At 49.7% G+C, this 18948-nt stretch carries 18 protein-coding genes; 13 read left to right on the forward strand and 5 right to left on the reverse strand.

Going from position 1 to position 18948, the window contains the following annotated elements; all coding sequences use genetic code 11:
* Positions 1-204: 204 nt before the first annotated feature.
* Positions 205-1293 (forward strand): 3-phosphoserine/phosphohydroxythreonine transaminase, encoded by a 1089-nt coding sequence (serC, locus tag K0T92_RS07730; protein WP_219871851.1) that lies wholly within the window; start codon positions 205-207, stop codon positions 1291-1293.
* Between the two features lie 115 nt (positions 1294-1408).
* On the opposite strand, the gene K0T92_RS07735 is transcribed toward serC, so the two are convergent.
* Positions 1409-2125: a response regulator transcription factor gene (locus K0T92_RS07735; RefSeq protein ID WP_219871852.1), complete on the reverse strand. Its 717-nt coding sequence runs from the start codon at positions 2123-2125 to the stop codon at positions 1409-1411.
* A gap of 148 nt (positions 2126-2273) precedes the next feature.
* Here K0T92_RS07735 and trmL point away from each other — a divergent pair, with 148 nt between their 5' ends.
* The 3 genes from trmL (at position 2274) to K0T92_RS07750 (ending at position 4773) form a co-directional block, all read left to right on the forward strand.
* Positions 2274-2738, forward strand: coding sequence for a tRNA (uridine(34)/cytosine(34)/5-carboxymethylaminomethyluridine(34)-2'-O)-methyltransferase TrmL (trmL, locus tag K0T92_RS07740; RefSeq protein WP_219871853.1), 465 nt, complete (start codon positions 2274-2276; stop codon positions 2736-2738).
* Positions 2739-2978: 240 nt separating this feature from the next.
* On the forward strand, positions 2979-3227 hold the full coding sequence (locus K0T92_RS07745) for an AbrB/MazE/SpoVT family DNA-binding domain-containing protein (RefSeq protein WP_219871854.1): 249 nt from the start codon (positions 2979-2981) through the stop codon (positions 3225-3227).
* Between the two features lie 352 nt (positions 3228-3579).
* Entirely contained in the window at positions 3580-4773 is a 1194-nt protein-coding gene (locus K0T92_RS07750) for an aminotransferase-like domain-containing protein (protein WP_219871855.1), read from the forward strand.
* A 586-nt stretch (positions 4774-5359) separates the two neighbouring features.
* On the opposite strand, the gene K0T92_RS07755 is transcribed toward K0T92_RS07750, so the two are convergent.
* Together K0T92_RS07755 and K0T92_RS07760 are read right to left on the reverse strand one after the other, a co-directional pair.
* Entirely contained in the window at positions 5360-5695 is a 336-nt protein-coding gene (locus tag K0T92_RS07755; RefSeq protein ID WP_219871856.1) for a Rieske (2Fe-2S) protein, read from the reverse strand.
* 5 nt (positions 5696-5700) lie between these two features.
* On the reverse strand, positions 5701-6441 hold the full coding sequence (locus K0T92_RS07760; RefSeq protein ID WP_219871857.1) for a DUF2161 domain-containing phosphodiesterase: 741 nt from the start codon (positions 6439-6441) through the stop codon (positions 5701-5703).
* Between the two features lie 283 nt (positions 6442-6724).
* On the opposite strand from K0T92_RS07760, the gene K0T92_RS07765 reads away from it, so the two are divergent.
* The 7 genes from K0T92_RS07765 (at position 6725) to K0T92_RS07795 (ending at position 14819) form a co-directional block, all read left to right on the forward strand.
* Positions 6725-8620, forward strand: coding sequence for a PrkA family serine protein kinase (locus tag K0T92_RS07765; RefSeq protein WP_219871858.1), 1896 nt, complete (start codon positions 6725-6727; stop codon positions 8618-8620).
* A 232-nt stretch (positions 8621-8852) separates the two neighbouring features.
* Positions 8853-9317 carry a hypothetical protein gene (locus tag K0T92_RS07770; protein WP_219871859.1) on the forward strand — a complete coding sequence of 155 codons (465 nt, stop codon included), beginning with the start codon at positions 8853-8855 and terminating at the stop codon, positions 9315-9317.
* A gap of 35 nt (positions 9318-9352) precedes the next feature.
* Positions 9353-10114: a class I SAM-dependent methyltransferase gene (locus K0T92_RS07775; protein ID WP_219871860.1), complete on the forward strand. Its 762-nt coding sequence runs from the start codon at positions 9353-9355 to the stop codon at positions 10112-10114.
* Positions 10115-10191: 77 nt separating this feature from the next.
* On the forward strand, positions 10192-11187 hold the full coding sequence (locus K0T92_RS07780) for a globin-coupled sensor protein (protein WP_219871861.1): 996 nt from the start codon (positions 10192-10194) through the stop codon (positions 11185-11187).
* A gap of 218 nt (positions 11188-11405) precedes the next feature.
* Positions 11406-12863 (forward strand): circularly permuted type 2 ATP-grasp protein, encoded by a 1458-nt coding sequence (locus K0T92_RS07785; protein ID WP_219871862.1) that lies wholly within the window; start codon positions 11406-11408, stop codon positions 12861-12863.
* A 70-nt stretch (positions 12864-12933) separates the two neighbouring features.
* Complete coding sequence (locus tag K0T92_RS07790; protein WP_219871863.1) at positions 12934-13935, forward strand: alpha-E domain-containing protein; 1002 nt, start codon at positions 12934-12936, stop codon at positions 13933-13935.
* On the forward strand, positions 13932-14819 hold the full coding sequence (locus K0T92_RS07795) for a transglutaminase family protein (protein ID WP_219871864.1): 888 nt from the start codon (positions 13932-13934) through the stop codon (positions 14817-14819). The genes K0T92_RS07790 and K0T92_RS07795 overlap by 4 nt, the downstream gene beginning before the upstream one ends.
* A gap of 84 nt (positions 14820-14903) precedes the next feature.
* Here K0T92_RS07795 and K0T92_RS07800 read toward each other — a convergent pair whose 3' ends face one another.
* On the reverse strand, positions 14904-15245 hold the full coding sequence (locus tag K0T92_RS07800; RefSeq protein WP_219871865.1) for a hypothetical protein: 342 nt from the start codon (positions 15243-15245) through the stop codon (positions 14904-14906).
* Between the two features lie 93 nt (positions 15246-15338).
* Positions 15339-16778, reverse strand: a complete 1440-nt coding sequence (locus K0T92_RS07805; protein ID WP_219871866.1) for a SpoVR family protein — start codon at positions 16776-16778, stop codon at positions 15339-15341.
* 224 nt (positions 16779-17002) lie between these two features.
* Between K0T92_RS07805 and K0T92_RS07810 the strand changes: the two genes are divergently transcribed.
* Together K0T92_RS07810 and K0T92_RS07815 are read left to right on the forward strand one after the other, a co-directional pair.
* Complete coding sequence (locus K0T92_RS07810) at positions 17003-17620, forward strand: DNA-3-methyladenine glycosylase family protein (RefSeq protein WP_219871867.1); 618 nt, start codon at positions 17003-17005, stop codon at positions 17618-17620.
* A 44-nt stretch (positions 17621-17664) separates the two neighbouring features.
* Positions 17665-18348: a DNA alkylation repair protein gene (locus K0T92_RS07815; protein WP_219871868.1), complete on the forward strand. Its 684-nt coding sequence runs from the start codon at positions 17665-17667 to the stop codon at positions 18346-18348.
* Positions 18349-18948 lie beyond the last annotated feature (600 nt).

The following is an 18948-nucleotide window of genomic DNA, read 5'->3' on the forward strand; positions in this document are numbered from 1 at the left end:
GGCTCGGGAGTCCGGTTATACCACACGCTTTTTGCTGATCGTTGCGTATTCTTGAGCGGATATCAGGCTAAATTGTGAACAAGTCGTCTAAAAGCCGAATATTTTGTTTTGTTAAAGTTGTAAGTGTTCGACTTTTTTACTTGATGCAATCCTCTAAAATTGCTATCATATCCATATGTAAATAGAAGACTGGAGTGAGTGATTGTGACGAAACGTGCATTCAACTTTAATGCAGGGCCTGCTGCACTTCCATTGGAAGTATTACAGAAGGCGCAAGAGGAATTTGTCGATTTCGAAGGTGCGGGAATGTCGATTATGGAGATGTCCCACCGCAGCAGCATCTTTGAAAAAGTGAACAATGAGTCACAAGCACTTCTAACGGAATTGTTCCAAATTCCGAACAATTATAAGGTGTTGTTTCTGCAAGGCGGAGCAAGTACGCAATTCGCAATGATTCCGATGAACCTGCTGACACCAGGCAAGGTTGGAGCGTATGTGATGACTGGCAGCTGGGCGGACAAAGCGCTTAAAGAAGCAAAATTGATCGGTGAAACTGCTATAGCAGGCTCTTCGGAAGCCGACAAGTTCAACCGTATCCCGAGCTTGAGCGATATTCAAATTCCGGATAATGCCGCTTACCTTCACTTCACCTCCAACGAGACTATTGAAGGAACGCAATATAAGGAGTTCCCTAATGCAGGCGATGTAACGCTGATTAGCGATATGTCCAGCGACATTCTGAGCCGTCCGGTCGATATTAGCAAATTCGGCCTTATCTACGCTGGCGCCCAGAAGAATCTTGGTCCTTCAGGCGTGACGATCGTGATCGCGCGTGAAGATCTAGTATCGGAGAGCCCTAAGACGATCCCAACGATGCTTCGTTATGATACGCATGTGAAGAATAATTCGCTTTACAATACACCGCCATCCTTCGCGATCTATCTGGTCGGTCAGATGCTGCAATGGGTGAGATCCAAAGGCGGCGTGGCAGCGGTAGAGCAATATAACCGTGACAAAACTAATCTGATCTATGACCTCATCGATGGAAGCGGCGGCTTTTACCGTGGCTTTGCAGATCCTTCGAGCCGTTCGACCATGAACATTACGTTCAGAATTCACAGCGAAGAGCTGGAGAAGCTGTTCGTTAAGGAATCTGAGGCGCAAGGATTTGTTGGTTTGAAAGGACATCGCAGTGTGGGCGGCTTGCGTGCTTCCACTTATAATGCGGTTCCGCTTGAAAGCTGCAAGGCGCTTGCAGAATTCATGGCTGACTTCCAGAAACGCAACGGTTAATCCGGCAATTAGTTTCTAAAATCAAGGTAGAAGACCGCTTTCCCTTCAATAATGAAGGAAAGGCGGTCTTCTGTGTGGTATAGCGATGATTGGTTAATGCTTTCGAAGAAGTTGTTCAGGCAAGTGAGGAATCGGCTGCCGCCGGTCCGGTCAGCTTGTAGCCGACATTGCGAACAGTCATAATATATTCCGGTGTCCGCGCATTGCGCTCGATCTTGTCCCTTAGATGGCTGATATGCACATCAACGATTCGTGTATCGCCGAGGAAATGATAATCCCATACGCCGTGCAGCAGCTGCTGGCGGCTCAGCACTTTGCCGCGGTGACGGCAAAGGAATAGCAGCAGCTCGAACTCCTTAGGGGTGAGCTCTACCTCCCGGCCATCGATTCTAACTTCGCGCTGCTCGGTGAAGACGCTGAGTCGTCCGATATCATGGACGATATTGTCGCTGTTGCCCGGCAGCGATTGCGTGCGCCTGAAGATCGCTTGAATCCGTGAGAGCAGCTCTTGCGGGGAGAATGGCTTCGTCATATAATCGTCAGCGCCATTATCGAGTCCGGCGATCCTGTCCGTTACATCCTGCAGGGCTGTCAGCATAATGATCGGCACGGCATTATTCTGCTTGCGCAGCTCGCGGCACACTTGTATGCCGTCCATCTTGGGCAGCATAAGATCAAGTACTATGAGGTCGGGACGGAAGGGCTTCAGCATATCAAAAACAGCCTCTCCATCATGGACACAGCGGACGTCGTACCCAGCCAACTTTAAGTTGAACTCTATGAGCATGGAGATGGAAGGCTCGTCATCGACTACTAAAATTTTCTTTTTCATCGTTCCTGTTCTCCTTTTTGTCTGATAATGCTTTCATTATGGCAAGCAACATTTTTCATTAGATTAAGGTAACGTTAAACCTGTGTTAAATTGTTATGATTTGTAATGCAATCTAAGATAAATGGAATAGAAAGAGGTGCAGCGGATTATGGCTTTACATATTGTGCTCGTCGAACCGGAAATACCCGCGAATACAGGCAATATCGCACGTACTTGCGCAGCAACGGGAACCCATCTGCATCTGGTTCGCCCGCTAGGTTTCAATACGGATGATCGAACGCTCAAACGGGCGGGCCTGGATTATTGGTATGCGGTTAACATCCATTACCATGATTCGTTCCAAGAGGTGCGTCAATTATATCCCGAAAGCCGTTTCTTCTGTGCAAGCACACGCTCGTCGAAGAGATATTCCGAGCATTCGTATCGGGACGGTGATTTCTTCGTGTTTGGAAAAGAGACGAAGGGGCTTCCGCAGGAAATATTGGATGCGCATGCCGATACTTGCATCCGGCTGCCGATGACGGATAAGGTCAGGTCGCTCAACCTGTCTAATTCTGCTGCCATCGTGATCTATGAAGCGCTGCGACAGACTGATTTTGCCGGATTGGAATAGCTTTCAAGGCTCCTGTTTCAAGGTTTAATGTTGCGGGTATATACGGTATTGAACTATGGAAGGCACAGGTTAAGTTTATGATGACGCCAGAGAGGGGATCTGCCTTAATTGCAATCATTATTGCAGGATATTAAGAAAATCTAAAGTTTGGGCAGGAAAATGAATCTACCTAGCGAAACATATACGTGCAATGGTTTCGTATCTGACTTGCATATATTAGACACAGGAGAGGTGAAGTGGTTGAAACCAGCAGGAGTAGTGCGTAAAGTCGATCAGCTGGGCCGTATTGTATTGCCCAAATCGCTGCGCAAAAGATATCAGATGAATGAAGGCGACCCCGTGGAGATTCTTGTCCAGGGTGACCATATCATTTTGGAGCGTTACCGTCCGCGTTGTGTGTTTTGTGGCTCAATAAATGAAGTAAGTGAATTTAAAGAGCGTTATCTTTGTTCGGAATGTATGGCCGATATGTATCAACTGCGTCGTTAATGTTCGTATGACGCGAAAAAAAGCTTCCAGCGATGTTGAATCGCCGGAAGCTTTTTTTTGCGATGATTAAAGTCCCTTGGTCTTGTCGTCATTATAGGACGAAGTGAGAATAGCGACCAGGAACAGTACGGTCACAGTTGTTATGATTAGAAAGTTAATTGTCATTCTACACACCTCCCATACACTTCTTCATTATACCCAAGAGCGATAAAAAAGAAAATGCGCAAAGTTGTGAACAAGTTGTTACGTTCCGGATGGATTTCTTGCGCAGGGGAATTATAAGGCATACGGTTGCCCCTTCGCCCATTTGAGCGTAAAATATGTCATATGGAATAGAGGAGGCGAACGTTAGGTGGAATATCGGTTTTCGAGACGGGTAGAAGGTCTTCAATCGTCAGTTGTTCGGGATATTTTGAAGCTGACGCAAGGGAAAGAGATTATTTCGTTCGCGGGCGGTCTGCCTGCGGAAGAGTTATTTCCTATACAAGCGGTTCGTGAAGCTGCCGACCGCGTATTCACAGAGGGCAAGGGCTCGCTGCAATATGGGCTGACAGAAGGATTTTTGCCTCTGCGGGAGCAGCTGTGCCAGCGAATGGCTGAGAAGGGAATGACAGTTGCGCCGGATGAAATGATTCTAACGACGGGCTCCCAGCAGGCGATTGATCTGATCATTCGGGTTATGACTGAGCCGGGAGATGTTATATTAGTAGAGAATCCGACTTATCTGGCATGTCTCCAAGTGTTCAGCTTCAGTGGATTGCGCGTCATTCCGGTTGAAAGCGATAAGGACGGCATGGTCATGTCGGAGGCGGAACGGCTCATCCGTGAGCATCAGCCAAGGATGGTTTATGTGGTTCCGACTTTCGGCAACCCAACGGGCCGTGTTTGGAGCCTGGAACGGCGTAAAGGTCTGCTTGATCTATGTGCACGATATGGTGTGCCGATTCTGGAGGATGACCCCTACGGCGAAATTAAATTTGATATTCATGCAAATTTTCCAACCTTATTCTCCTTGGCGGAGCAAGCAAAGGTCGGCGGGGTGCTCTATACGAGCACTTTCTCGAAGACGGTAGCTCCTGCGCTGCGGACGGGCTGGGCGATGGGTGACCGCAGTGTCATTGCAATGGTGGCCAAGGCGAAGCAGGCTGCTGATCTGCATTCCAGCTCGCTGGATCAGCAGACATTGGATCAATTGCTTCGCCACTTCCCGCTGGATGCGCATATTCGCAAGATTGCCGATAACTATGGCGCACGGATGCAGCATATGCAAAAGCTGCTGCGTGAAAGCTTGCCGGATGTTACATGGGTGGAGCCGCAAGGCGGCATGTTTATTTGGCTGGAGCTGCCTGAAGGATTGGATGCAGAGGCGCTGCTTCGATGCGCGGTTACGAAAGGTGTAGCGTTTGTGCCGGGTGCATCGTTCTTCGCGGAAGAGCCGAAACGCAATACTGCCCGATTGAACTTTACTTACACGCAAGGAGATGTAATGGAGCTTGGCATAGCGCGCTTCTCTGAGGCAGTGAGTGAGTTCGTGGCACGGTGCTAGAAGATTGATGTTGGCATGCTGCTGAAATCCCCGCTGATGAAAGGGGAGGTTCGGGCTGTCTGATAAGTCCAATATCCAATGAGTCAGTCCCAATATGATGTGAAAGGCTGCCTCCAATCCACTACAAAGTGGATTGGAGGCAGCTTTTCATTGTATAGGGAGACTTAGCGGGATGCTGAAATCATCCAACAATTTTCTGGTCAACTCTTTCTCCAAGTGTGGTTAGAAGGCAGCGTGACGGAGTAAGAAGCCTGCGAATAGGCATGAATTTCGGTTAGAAGACGCCTTACTGATAGAATTCCTGCGATCGCGCATGAATTTTGGGGAAAATCGGCCGATAAGGGGGGACGAAGGTGAAATACCTGCACGCTGGCAGGCATTTCACCTTCATGGGGCCAGAAATCAGCAAATTAATGCCGTTTCGCATGTTTTACCTCGCGCACATCTTGCATCCTCATGTCTCGGCGTTTGAATGATGGATCCTCCTCTTTTCTGATCGCTATTCCTGCGCTGATGCTTTGGAGCGGATGGATGGCATGCGGAATGCCGGGCATATGCTGTGATGATGGATTCTCCCGCTTGTTAATTATGAGTTCGCAATCGTAAACAGGCCATCGTGAACTACGATAGGCTGGCATGATACTTGTTCGCCGGGAATATTCGTTGATTCGCCTGTCTCTATATCAAACGACCAGAAATGAAGCGGGCAGATCAATTCATCGCCTTGTGGGCGCATAACGCCGCCAATATGCGGACATGTTGCTGCAACCAGCTTATAGACAGACTGCCCGTCATTTGCTTTTGTCGTATCGACGATGAAATAGGGGGCATTGTCCAACTCAACTGCCGCAGGAAAACTGGTAATGTCTTCGACTTTGGCGACTACTTTGTATCCGGAATGCTGTTCTTCTGTGTAGCTCATTGCTATCATTTCCTCTCCTTATGCTCTAGTGCTTGCGCGGGCTGGGTCCAGCCATTAATAACATCGGCATATTCCGCCACAGCCAGCTCGCCACTTGCCTGCAATCGGTATACACCCCGCTCAATCCGTTCGAACCAGCCGTAATAATCCTTCTGTAGAAAATGGGCTGCGCGCACAACGCCCGTCAGCTCTGCGGCTCTGCGGGGTGATAATTGTCCATGCGCATGCAGCGCCGATGCGATGCGAAGTGCTTTCTCCCTGTAGGCGGTGACCAGCTTGCGCCTCGTGCTGCCGCCTATATTGTAATCGCCGCTGCGCTCCCGAAACTCATTCAATAAGCGGGATTGGCGCAGTCGTCGTTGTCCGCGAATCGGTGGATCTCCCGGCTGGCAGAGCAGCTCGATGACGGGGGATTTGGTCTTGAAGAAGGTAATCGTCATCAGGCCAAGGCCAAGCATGCGGCAAAGCTCAGCGAGATCACTGAACCGCTGGTTGTGCGAGCCGCTTTTCTTCCGGTTGCGTTCGATTGCAAGCATCACTTGACCGCTTAGCCGAAGGCGTTCGATACCTTGAAGCAGCAAGGGCAGGGTGAAGGTCTTCTTCATCTCGACAAGAATAGTATCGCCACTAACGGGATGAATCGCCACCAGATCGCAGTGCATGACTTCGCTCTTGACCTCGTAGCCCTGCGCTTCAAAATATTGCTTGATCGGTTGATATAGCTCTGTTTCGTGCGTGACTGCCACTGCAAGCGCTCCCTTCTTAGTGAAGTATATCATATTCTAAAGCGGCTGTTGACCGTCCTGGAAATCCGGAGCACATCTTGCTTGCCTGTGAATGCATTTTAAGCGGCAAGCTCGGATTATGGGGAAATGTAGTCGAAAATATAGGGCAATTATCGGTGCGAACACGCATAGAAATGTATTACTTCAACAATTTATCGGGCAACATCGCTGGATGGATTGATAGATGGTTATCCGCACGGCAATGCGTTGCGTGGAAGCTGCTAGTATCGGGAGGAGGTACGGCATGGACATTTTGAAAAGAATATCGGCGTACAAGGCGGAAAGCGAGAAGCTTGGGTGGACCGGCACGTTCAAGGAATACATCGAAATGTTGAAAAGAGATCCGGCTCCAGCTATGACTGCGCATGCTCGTGTCTATGAAATGATCGAGTCTTATGGTGTGTCTGAGGAAGGTGATCAGAAGAAATACAAATTTTTTGAGCAGGAGATATTCGGTCTGGATCGTTCGGTGGAGAAGCTGGTGGAGGAATATTTTCATTCAGCGGCCCGCCGCCTCGACGTCCGCAAACGGATTCTGCTGCTTATGGGTCCGGTCAGCGGGGGGAAATCAACAATTGTAACAATGCTCAAACGCGGACTCGAACAGTTCTCGCGAACAGAACGGGGCGCGGTATTCGCAATTAAAGGCTGTCCCATGCACGAGGAGCCGCTTCACTTGATTCCGCATGAGCTGCGTTCGGAAGCGGAGAAGGAGCTGGGTGTTCGAATAGAGGGCAACTTATGTCCATCCTGCCAGATGAGGCTGCGAACGGAATACGACGGCAATATTGAGAATGTGATGGTGGAGCGGGTGTTGATCTCCGAAGACAGCCGTATCGGGATAGGGACCTTCAGCCCTTCCGATCCCAAGTCTCAAGACATCGCCGATCTTACCGGAAGTATTGATTTCTCGACAATAACCGAGTTTGGATCCGAGTCAGATCCCCGGGCTTACCGGTTCGACGGCGAGCTTAACAAAGCGAATCGCGGGCTGATGGAGTTTCAGGAGATGCTGAAATGCGACGAGAAGTTTCTGTGGAACTTGCTCTCGCTGACGCAGGAGGGGAATTTTAAGGCAGGCAGATTCGCGCTGATCTCGGCGGATGAGCTCATTATTGCCCATACGAATGAATCGGAATATAAAGCTTTTATAAGCAACAAGAAGAATGAGGCGCTGCAGTCGCGGATGATTGTTATGCCGATTCCTTATAATTTGAAGGTATCGGAAGAAGAGAAGATCTATACGAAGCTGATTGGCCAAAGCGATATGAAGCATATTCATATTTCGCCGCATGCGCTCAGAGCTGCAGCCATATTCTCCATATTGACGCGGTTGAAGGAAACGAAGAAGCAAGGCATGGACCTGGTGAAAAAGATGAGAATGTATGATGGCGAGGAAGTGGAGGGGTATAAGGAAGCGGATCTGAAGGAGATGCAGAGCGAGTATATTGAGGAAGGGATGTCCGGCATTGATCCGAGGTATGTCATTAACCGGATTTCCAGTGCTCTGATCAAGCAGGATTTGCAATGTATTAATGCGCTTGATGTGCTTCGCGCGCTCAAGGAGGGACTGGATCAGCATCCTTCCATTACGAAGGAGGAGCGTGAAAAATACTTAAATTTCATATCCATCGCCCGCAAGGAATACGACGGCTTGGCGAAGAAGGAAATTCAGAAGGCTTTCGTCTATTCCTTTGAGGAGTCTGCCAGAACACTGTTCGAGAATTACTTGGACAATATCGAATCGTACTGCAATTGGGCGAAGATCAAAGATCCGCTCACTGGCGAGGAGATGGATCCGGATGAAAGGCTTATGCGCTCTATTGAGGAGCAGATCGGTATTTCTGAGAATGCGAAGAAAGCTTTCCGGGAAGAGATATTGATCCGAATATCCTCGTATTCGCGCAAAGGGAAGAAGTTCGAATACGCCAGCCACGAAAGGCTGCGTGAAGCGATCGAGAAGAAGCTGTTCGCGGATTTGAAGGATATTGTGAAGATTACAACCTCCACCAAGACGCCGGACGAGAAGCAGTTGAAGCGGATCAATGAGGTGACAAAGCGGCTGATGGATGAGCATGGCTACTGCCCGGTCTGCTCTAATGAACTTCTTCGCTATGTCGGAAGCTTGCTCAACCGTTAATTGAATTGGGGATTGTATGGAGCGATGCTGCAGAACACGGAGGTGTTCGCGGCATCGCTTTTTCTGTGGCGCAGTTGGAAGGTAAAATTCATTCGGCTGAATTGAAGGAGACACAGGGGGGAGAGGTGTAGAAATAGCAGGAGAAGAGGGATATAATAGGAACATAAGTTCTTATTCAGGGGATGGGCGTGTATGGATTGGCGCTCTGACTCTGGCAATGGGGGTGGCGGATATGTATATGTTGGATGCATCGGGCAAGAGAACTGAGGTGGATATCAAAGAGGTCTGCATGATCGTGCCGAGAAAGGAAGGGCCGCTGTTTGTGACCGCGGATGGAGCCGCATATCGCTTCCCGCAGACGACACGTGAGCTGGTAGGGTTGTTCGGAGACATGGGCTTCGAGCTGATTGACCGGAACGCGATTATTAATATGGATAAAGCTGTTCGCTTCGATGCGGTGGATCGCAAGGTGTATTTCCATGAGTACAATGAAGGAACGGAGCAGTTCTATGCGACGGTCTCGGCTGCCAATCAGAAGAAGGTGAATCATCTCATTCGGGAATCCGGCACAGCCGTTATGGAATATGCAATCGCTGCTGGCGAAGGGAGGGGGAGAATTGCCCGGCATATTGTTTCAAACTATAAACCATATAGGATTTATATATTTTTTAATATAAATAGACTGTGCTATAACTAGACTTATCAGGATGAGCATTCAGGGAGGGGATAGGGATGGTACAGCAGTGGCAAGCGGAAACTTATGATGAAGCGATGAGTTATGTATCCAGGATGGGAGCAGGTCTCATTACATTGATGGAGGTCAAGCCCGGAGAGCGGATTATGGATTGGGGCTGCGGGACGGGCGATCTGGCGAAAGAGATCGCGGACTTGGGGGCAGACGTTGCCGGCATTGACGGTTCGCCGGAGATGATCGCGCAAGCGGTTGCCAAATACCCTGGACTTGCTTTCATAGTAGCCGATGGGCAAACGTATAGAGGTGAAGCGCAGTATGATGGCGTATTCAGCAATGCCGCGCTTCATTGGATGACGGATGCTGAAGGGGCGGCTGCAGGCATGGCTTCCTGTCTGCGCCCAGGCGGTCGGCTGGTTGCAGAGTTTGGTTCATCCCGCAATGTCATTCTGGTTCGGGAAGCGATTGAGGCGTCTTTCCAGGCGGCGGGTGTGAGTGAGCTGCTGAGCTGGCCGTGGTATTTTCCGACTGTAGGAGAATATTCAGCGGTGCTGGAGCGGGCAGGTTTCAACATTCAGGCGGCACTATGCGTGGCTCGTCCTACTCCGCTCGCAATGGGGGAGAGGGGGCTCCGTGTCTGGTTGGACACATTCGCTAATGGCATTATGAAGCCGCTGCAAGTGGAGATGCGGGACAATATAATGCGTGAGGTGGAATCGCGCCTGCGGAGAACGGGATTGTATCAATGCGGAACATGGGTGCTGGATTATGAACGTTTGCGTACAATTGCATACAAAAGGTAAAGGTTCTTATGCAATTTGTCGATAATGTCTCTATATTGCCTTCTTTAAGTATGGGAATTGAGGGGAGCGGAGACAGCATGATTCAGATATCGACAGAACGCAGGAAGCAGCTTGACTATACGGGTATTACAGAAGAGGACTTGATGCTTCTGGCGCAGCACCGCGAAATTTTCAGCCAGGTGTGCCATGAGGTAGTTGAGCGATTCTACGCTCGTATTGGACAACAGCCGGAGCTTAATGCTATTATCTCCCGATTTAGTACGATTGAGAGATTGAAGGAGACGATGCGCATCTACTGGATGTCGCTATCAGATGGGAGAATTGATGAGACATTCATCCAAAACCGGATTCGGGTCGGAGCGGTTCATTCCAGAATCGGCTTGACGACGGACTGGTACTTGGGTTCCTATATGATCTATCTGGATATCGCAACCCAAATCTTCCGTCAAATATTGCCGGATAAATGGGCAGTTGTAGTTCATGCGATAGCGAAGATGTTCAATTATGATTCACAGCTTGTGCTTGAAGCCTATGAGGAGCTGGAGCAGGAGGAGATGCGGAAGCTTGCGGATGAACGCAAGCATGTGCTGCAATCCGTAACGCAAGCTGTGCAGGATCTGGCTGCGATGATCGTTGAGCTGGATGAAAGCGCGCATTCCATTGCAGATTCGGCAGTATTGACGGCAGAAGCGCAGGACAATTCGCATCGCCTGCTCGGTGAGTTGAAGGAGGATATGGACTCCATAGGCGAGGTAGGTATTCTTATCAAACGGATCTCTGACCAGACGCATCTGCTTGGTTTGAATGCTGCGATAGAGGCTGCCCGCGCCGGAGAGCATGGCCGGGGCTTCGAGGTCGTTGCTAATGAGGTGCGCAAGCTGGCGGCTTCATCGCGAGAAGCGATGGGGAGCATTCAGGAGCGATTGGAGCAGATTGAGAAGAAGGTTAATCATGTCCGCAATGAATCGCAGCAGACCTCTAATCAAGCAAGAGATCAAGCGGCAAGATCGGAAGAGCTGGCTTCGTTTGTCCACACCATCGAGAAAGTAACGAATGATCTCAAGGGATTATGAACGAGCTAAGATTGACATCAGCTAATCAGAATGACAAGGCCGATTAATATCGGTCTTTTTTTTGTGATTTTAATGTTATATAAGTTGACATATAAATCGTGATTCGGTATGATTCAGGTAACATAATCCAGAAATCAACCCAGACAAGCGCTGAATTCCGAACATTATCTAACGTAATAGTGACATTATTATGACATTATGCTTTGGGGGCGGTTGACATGTCCATGGCAGCACATTCACAATTCAGTTCTTATGATTCAACGTCCTTCTATGATGAGATGTTCGACAGGGAACGATCCGTTCGGCCTCATTATGAGGGGGTTCACCGGCTGTTCAGCCGAATGAAGCCCTATGAGCTTGCTGCCAAGCATGCAACTCTTCAGCAGCGTATGCTTGAGGAAGGGATAACCTTCACTCTGTATGCGCAGAATCAATCCGAACCGCTTGAGCGGACGATTCCCTTCGATTACATTCCCCGCATTATTCCAAGGCATGAGTGGGAGTCCATCGAGCGGGGGATGAAGCAGCGCGTCAAGGCGCTGAATGCTTTCATCCGCGATATTTATCACGAAGGAAGAATTATTAAGGACGGCGTCGTTCCGAGGCAAATGATCATCGGCAATAAATATTTCAGGCCAGAGATGGCAGGGCTGCATGTGCCGCAAGATGTTTATATGACCGCATCAGGCATTGATCTCATTCGCGATGAGAAGGGCCGCTATTATGTGCTTGAGGATAATTTGCGGACACCATCGGGGTTCTCCTATCTCTACAAGGGCAGAAGTCTGATGAGCGAGCTGTTCCCGGACTTGTATCTCACCAGCCGGGTTGCTGATATTGAACGAAGCTTGAATGTTTTTCTAAGCTCCTTGCGAAGCTTGGCGCCATCTGGCAAGCGTGATCCTTTCATTGTGCTACTGACGCCAGGCGCCTACAACTCGGCCTATTATGAGCATACCTTTCTGGCCCAGCAGATGGGTATTCATCTGGTTGAGGGGCGTGACCTCGTCTACAAGGATCACAAAATCTATCTTCGAGACCTTAGAGGCCTAAGACAGGTGGATGTCATTTATCGCCGTCTTGACGATGAATTTCTCGATCCGCTCGCTTTCCAGCCTGATTCGCTGCTTGGTGTGCCTGGCCTCATGAATGCGTATCGGGCAGGCAATGTGGCGATCGCTAATGCACCGGGGACCGGAGTGGCTGATGACAAGGCGGTCTACGCCTATGTTCCGGATATGATTCGTTATTATTTGGCAGAGGAGCCGATCCTCCATAATGTGCCGACTTATATTCTGGCTCGCAAGGAGGAGCGTGAATATGCGCTGGAGCATTTGGAGCAGCTGGTCGTGAAGGAAACCTCGTTATCCGGCGGTTATGGGATGCTGATCGGACCGGCGGCAACCGGGAAGGAAATCGCCGCATTCGCGGATGCAATACGCCGCGATCCCGGCCGCTACATTGCCCAGACGACAATGAAGCTCTCCCGCTCTCCCGTTATGCTTGACGGTGTGATGACTCCCCGGCATGTTGATTTGCGCGCATTCGTGCTGACGGGCAGTGAAACGCATGTTATACCTGGCGGGCTGACGAGAGTTGCCCTGACAGAGGGCTCGCTTGTTGTTAATTCCTCGCAGGGCGGCGGTGTCAAGGATACATGGGTGTTAAACCGTTAACCAACTTCCGCGCTGCACGCCATCTCCGGCGCATGACGCGGTGTTGCATATTACGAATGGAGGGATGAATATGCTTAATCGCAATGCGGAAGCATTATTCTGGATTGGCCGTTATATGGAGCGGGCTGAGAACCATGCCAGGCTTATCAATGTGCATTATCACCTGCAATCGGAGGATGTGAACGCAGCCACGCAGCCGGAGCTCTATAGTGGATCAGATGCGCTGTGTAAATGGGGAAGGATCGTTGATGCGCTCGGCAGCCGGACTGCTTACGAGAGCCAGTATGCCTCTTATAACGAGAGCGATGTCGTTCATTATGTAACTCTTGACCGTGACAATCCGAATTCACTGGTTGTCTGTGTAAACCATGCGAGAGGGAATGTCCGCACACTTAGAGAGAAGCTGCCAAGCGAGCTGTGGGATGTTACGAACGGATTTTATTTGTGGCTGAGAGAGAAGGGGCATATCGATTTTTCCCGTGAGTCTGCCCATCAATTTTTTGGCCGGATCAAGGAATGGACGGCACTCTTTCAGGGGGTGTGCCAGTCGGTTATGCCGCGTGAGAACGAGTGGCATTTCATTGAATGCGGGCGCTATCTGGAGCGGACAGAGAACACGCTGCGCATTATGCAGTCCATTAGCCCGCGATCTGCCGCTGGCGGCAGCGGAGTTGAGGAAGCAGAGCTGGTCTATCCGTATTTGCAGGCAGTGTTGAAGTCTGTGAGCGGCTATCAGGCTTTCCGGCGCTACTATGCCGACGGTGTCTCTCACGATGCAATCGTGGAATTCCTCATTCTGAGCACCGTATTTCCACGCTCGGTTCATTATGCGCTGCATACGATGGATGAGCATCTGCGAGGGATTGAGCTGCTGGACAAAGGGCTTCGCACCGCCCATGACCGCATCATACGTCATGCGGGCAAGCTGAAGGCGGAGCTTGCTTGTCTGGAGCTTGATGAGCTCTCTCATGATCGGGAGAGGGGGGTGTCGAAAAACTTGCTGCAATCTACACAGCAGCTTGGCATCGCTTTTGCACAAACCTTTTTTCGAATGGGGGAGGTTAGCGCATGAGGCTCTGCATCACACACATTACACAGTATACTTACGGGGCAGCGGTTTCGGACAGTGTCAATGAATTGAGGCTTACTCCGTTCACGAATGAGCAGCAATCCTGCTTCCAGCATGCGATTCATATTGAGCCGAATGCCTCGCTCTTCAGCTATGAGGATTATTTCGGCAATCGGGTACATGCCTTTGCAGTTAATGAAGCCCATAGCAAACTGACGATTACGTCCCAGATGACAGTCGCGACCAAAGAATCGGTCATGCCGGAGGCTGGAGAGGATGGGATGAGCCCGCAGGAGGCATGGCGCTGGCTGGCAGGTGATGAAGCGGGGAATGCGTTTGCGGAGTATCTGCTGCCGACCGATTACACCGTAATTACGCCGGATGTGGCTGCCTATGCGGGAGTTGATACTGCTCCGGCAGCAGCAGAACCGGGTGATTCGAATAGGAACGTGTTCGACTGGCTGACAGAGCTGTGCAGCCGAATACGGTCGGAGTTCGTGTATGATCCCTCTGCTACGGATGTAACAACGGTCGCTGGCGATATGTTCGTTCGCAGGCGAGGTGTCTGTCAGGATTTTGCCCACCTGATGATTGCCTCCTGCCGGGCTAGAGGGGTACCTGCCCGATATGTCAGCGGTTATCATTTTGTGGGTGATCTGCAGGGCGGAAGCGCGGATTTCGAGCAAGCGACACATGCTTGGGTGGAGGCTTATGCGCCCGGCATCGGGTGGTGCGGATTCGATCCTACCAATGATGGGCCTGTCGGGGAGCGTTACGTTAAGCTGGGCCATGGCCGGGATTACAAAGATATCGTCCCTGTCAAAGGCGTTTATCATGGTATGAGCAATGCAATTCTGGACGTAACGGTGGATGTTAAAAAGGTATAGTTAATCGCCTGCGCCCATGGGTTCGGGCGCGGCGGCGAACGGACGATAGAAGGCCTGACGGCAGCAATTCCGTCAGGCCTTCTATTAGCGCAGCGGTGTCTGAGCTGTATACCGCAGGCCTTCATATTTGTTAAGCGCTTCCACAGCTTTGTTCAGATCTTCCTCGTGAACCAATAGCGCCATACTTTTGTTACTCGGCGTTCCGGTGAGGTAATTGAGCGTCATAATGGCGGGAATCTCTTCCTCTTCCTCTATACGGAGCCGGCTTCTTATGCCTTTGTGCCCTAAGTATTCATGCTTATCCTGTAATTCATCCATCTCATTGCCGGCTGCAGTCATAATCGTCTTCCAGCGGTTTGGGCCAAATAAAATAGTGACAAGGGACAACATCACAGCGGCTCCAACGACAACAAGTACGTTCTTCATTGTCATTCACCTCTTCATTATAGGGGGAAGTCCCCCTTATTTATCTACATCAATATCTTACAATTGCAGGATGAGCACTCGGATGGGAGATGTTTAGATGAATTTGCGGCTTGTTTTCTTGCCGTCACAGCTGAATACGATTCGTTTGTCCTCGACGACTGTCTCCAAATGAACAGTCTTGCCCCACAACTGTACGACATGAGGAAGGGTCCGCTCTACATATTTGAGATCAAGTTCGACCTCTTCATACTGATGCAGGAGAAAAAGCTCGCCCGACTTGTTGAAGTCCCCATCTGCAACGACGATACTTGGAAATCCGCCATTGACTCTGGAGTATACAAGCTGCTCCCGGACAGACTCCCACGCTTTATCTGTTATTTTCCACTCTGCGCCTTTCTTCTCGAAAATATAAAGATCGAGATCATCGACCAGCTTCTTGGTCAAATAATTCCGGAGAAACGAGGTGTCGGAATCAATCTCTCTGACCTCGAATATTTTCTCGCGTCCCAAGCCGGGTTTGCGTCCAAGCCGATCCTGTTCTTCCCTGGTCGGATGATCCCAGCGCTGCTCGATATCCTCGAAAATTTTCAGTCCCAGATAGTAAGGGTTGAGACTATGCCTGGATGGCTGGACGACGGAGGAATTGAGCTTGGCGAATTCAATCGTCTCCTCGGATGTGAGATCAAGCTCGCGCATGATGCGCTGATGCCAGTAGGAGGCCCAGCCTTCATTCATAATTTTGGTCTCGATCTGCGGCCAGAAGTAGAGCATCTCGTCACGAAGCATGGACATAATATCCCGCTGCCAATCCTCCAGGACAGGCGAATACTCTTCAATAAACCAGACGATATCCTTCTCATGCTTGGCCGGGAACCGCTTCGCTTCATTGCTTTGCTTGGTCTTGTCTGCAGCGTGCGCATCAGGATCGAGGGACCACAGATCTTCATAGGCTGACATCGGTGCAGTCTTGGCTGCGCTATTGTCTTTGTTCAACAGCTCGATATAACGTGCTTTATCAAGCTGATACGGTTTGATCAAAGTGGGGTCAACATGCTCTTGTATGGCAAGCACAGCGTCGATGAATTGCTCCACAGCTTCGGTGCCGTGTATCATCTCGTACTGGCTGACACGTTCTGCTGTAGCAGACATGCTCTCTACCATATTGCGGTTGGAGCCGCTGAAGCGGGCGTTATTCTTGAAGAAATCACAATGAGCCAGGACGTGGGCGACGATCAGCTTGTTCTGGATGAGAGAATTGCCGTCTAGCAGAAATGCATAGCAGGGGTTGGAATTGATGACGAGTTCATAGATTTTGCTCAGGCCAAAATCGTATTGCATTTTCATTTTGTGGAATGTTTTTCCGAAGCTCCAGTGGCTAAACCGGGTGGGCATTCCATATGCGCCGAAGGTGTAAATAATGTCGGCGGGACAGATTTCATACCGCATCGGGTAGAATTCGAGGCCGAACCCTTGCGCGATTTCAGTGATCTCATGTATGGCTCGTTCCAGCGCCTTAATCTCAGTATGGTGCACGAGATTGCCCCCCCTTTTGAAGTGCAATAATTGTGGTACAGTATCTATTCATATGGAAGTTGGGGATGGGTTATGCTGATGAAGTGTTCGTATATGGCAATAGGTTGTTTGGCGGCAAGCGGGCAAGAACTTTCGTTATGTTGCTCTTATATTCGGAGATCCGTACATATGGCATCCTGTGTTGTATAGTAAGAGGAGAAGCAATCAAGCTGGGGGAAGGTCGCATGGCAACCATAACAACCAAATATTTTGAATACGGGCAAGAGGCGCTCGATTACTTGAAAAGTGTGGATGAAACGCTTGGAGCAGCGATGGAGCGGATGGGCAGAGTCGAGCGAGTCATCATTCCTGATCTCTTCACGGCGCTTATCTACGCAATTGTCAGCCAGCTTATTTCTGTCAAGGCAGTCCATACCATCTGGGAACGGATGCAGATTCAGCTAGGAGATATTTCCCCTGCGAACCTTGCGGTGCAACCGGCTGACACGATTCAAAGATGCGGCATGACGATGAGAAAGGCGGTTTGTATTCAGCGCATCGCTGGCACAATCGCCCACGGCGCTTTTCGTTTGGAGGAGCTGAGCAGCTTGACCGATGCGGAGGTTATAACCAAGCTGATGACATTAGATGGCATAGGAAGATGGACAGCCGAAATGATGCTGATTAATACTATGGAGCGACCGGATATTGTCAGCTGGGGGGATATAGCCATTCGCCGCGGAATGATGAAATTGTATGGTCTTCCTGCAATTACGAAGAAACAGTTCGACGAATATCGGCGCCGTTATTCGCCATTCGGTTCGGTGGCTTCTATTTACTTGTGGGAAATCTCATTCGAATAACCCTGAAGACTGCAGGTATTCAATTGGACGAGGAGCGGCACGAAATGGAACAAACGATGAGAGAACAATTACTGGGCTTGGCTGATGCGGAGTATGGGAAGTTTTCCGCGGCGCTGATCCCGAACATTAACAATATAATGGGTGTTCGGCTGCCAGAGCTGCGCAAGCTGGCTAAAGCAATCGCGAAGAAGGATTGGCGCCTCTTTCTGAAACAGGCCGAAAGTGAATATTTCGAAGAGGTTATGCTGCAGGGAATGGTTATCGGCTATGCTCAAGCCGAGATTGAGGAGCTCCTTCGATATACGGCACAGTTTGTACCCAAGATTGATAATTGGTCGGTATGCGACAGCTTTTGCAGTGGGCTGAAGTTCACGAAGGCGAATATGGAGCAGGTATGGAGCTTTTTGCAGCCCTGCCTATCATCCAGTCGAGAATACGACATCCGGTTCGGAGTCGTAATGCTCCTTCATTTCTATATTGAAGAAGCGTATATTAGCAGCGTCTTACAGCTACTGGATGGCATCAAGCATGAGGGATACTATGTGAAGATGGCGGTCGCTTGGGCCGTATCGATCTGCTATATTAAGTTCCCTGAGCCAACGATGGCCTATTTAAGAAGCAACACATTAGATGATTTCACCTATAACAAAGCGCTGCAAAAAGTGACAGAATCACTCCGCGTGGATCAGGAAACGAAGAAGCTGATTCGCAGCATGAAGCGGAAATAAATTCAGGGGGGAGGAAAATTGTTGTTCATATACACGAGGCAGACGGCTGCAATAAATGAGGCAAAATTAGCATCGCACTGCTTGAACATGATACAATTTGAAAGGTCTATAAGTTATTAGAAGGAGGCCGAACATCATGTCAAATCCGGATGAGAAGAAAACTCATACCTACCAAGATTGGTTGACCTGGGAGGGCTCCTGGGAGCTTATATTCTATTCAAGGATTTGCTAGTGCCAACGAGCAAGCTGTTCAGTTTGGAATAATTAAAATAATTGGGGCTGTCTGAAAAGTCCAATAGCCAATAAGCCAGTCCCCAATGATGTGAATAGATGCCTCCAAAACCACTGAAACTGAAAAGTGGGATTGAAAGCATCTTTTTTATTGTATAGGGGGACTCTGAAATCATCAAACAACTCAACCGCCGAACCGAGAGCTTGCACCGTTGCCTTTCCCCTTCTCCAAGTGTGGTTAGACGGCAGCGTGACGGAGTAGGAAGCCTGCGAATGTGCATGAATTTCGGTTGCAAGACGCCATAATGGTAATATTCCTGCGATCATGCATGAATTTGAGCAAAAATCGGCCGTTAAGGAAAAATGAAG

This window comes from Paenibacillus oenotherae (assembly GCF_019443105.1).
In the GTDB taxonomy this organism is placed as follows: Bacteria; Bacillota; Bacilli; order Paenibacillales; family Paenibacillaceae; genus Paenibacillus_Z; species Paenibacillus_Z oenotherae.

What these genes read in the sequence shown, in the direction of transcription:
- K0T92_RS07735 (WP_219871852.1), bottom strand. Translation starts at nt 2,125, where the DNA reads ATGAAAAAGAAAATTTTAGTAGTCGATGACGAGCCTTCCATCTCCATG.
- K0T92_RS07790 (WP_219871863.1), top strand. Translation starts at nt 12,934, where the DNA reads ATGCTTAATCGCAATGCGGAAGCATTATTCTGGATTGGCCGTTATATG.
- K0T92_RS07815 (WP_219871868.1), top strand. Translation starts at nt 17,665, where the DNA reads ATGGAACAAACGATGAGAGAACAATTACTGGGCTTGGCTGATGCGGAG.
- K0T92_RS07780 (WP_219871861.1), top strand. Translation starts at nt 10,192, where the DNA reads ATGATTCAGATATCGACAGAACGCAGGAAGCAGCTTGACTATACGGGT.
- K0T92_RS07755 (WP_219871856.1), bottom strand. Translation starts at nt 5,695, where the DNA reads ATGAGCTACACAGAAGAACAGCATTCCGGATACAAAGTAGTCGCCAAA.
- K0T92_RS07765 (WP_219871858.1), top strand. Translation starts at nt 6,725, where the DNA reads ATGGACATTTTGAAAAGAATATCGGCGTACAAGGCGGAAAGCGAGAAG.
- K0T92_RS07775 (WP_219871860.1), top strand. Translation starts at nt 9,353, where the DNA reads ATGGTACAGCAGTGGCAAGCGGAAACTTATGATGAAGCGATGAGTTAT.
- K0T92_RS07800 (WP_219871865.1), bottom strand. Translation starts at nt 15,245, where the DNA reads ATGAAGAACGTACTTGTTGTCGTTGGAGCCGCTGTGATGTTGTCCCTT.
- trmL (WP_219871853.1), top strand. Translation starts at nt 2,274, where the DNA reads ATGGCTTTACATATTGTGCTCGTCGAACCGGAAATACCCGCGAATACA.
- K0T92_RS07795 (WP_219871864.1), top strand. Translation starts at nt 13,932, where the DNA reads ATGAGGCTCTGCATCACACACATTACACAGTATACTTACGGGGCAGCG.
- K0T92_RS07785 (WP_219871862.1), top strand. Translation starts at nt 11,406, where the DNA reads ATGTCCATGGCAGCACATTCACAATTCAGTTCTTATGATTCAACGTCC.
- K0T92_RS07770 (WP_219871859.1), top strand. Translation starts at nt 8,853, where the DNA reads ATGTATATGTTGGATGCATCGGGCAAGAGAACTGAGGTGGATATCAAA.
- K0T92_RS07810 (WP_219871867.1), top strand. Translation starts at nt 17,003, where the DNA reads ATGGCAACCATAACAACCAAATATTTTGAATACGGGCAAGAGGCGCTC.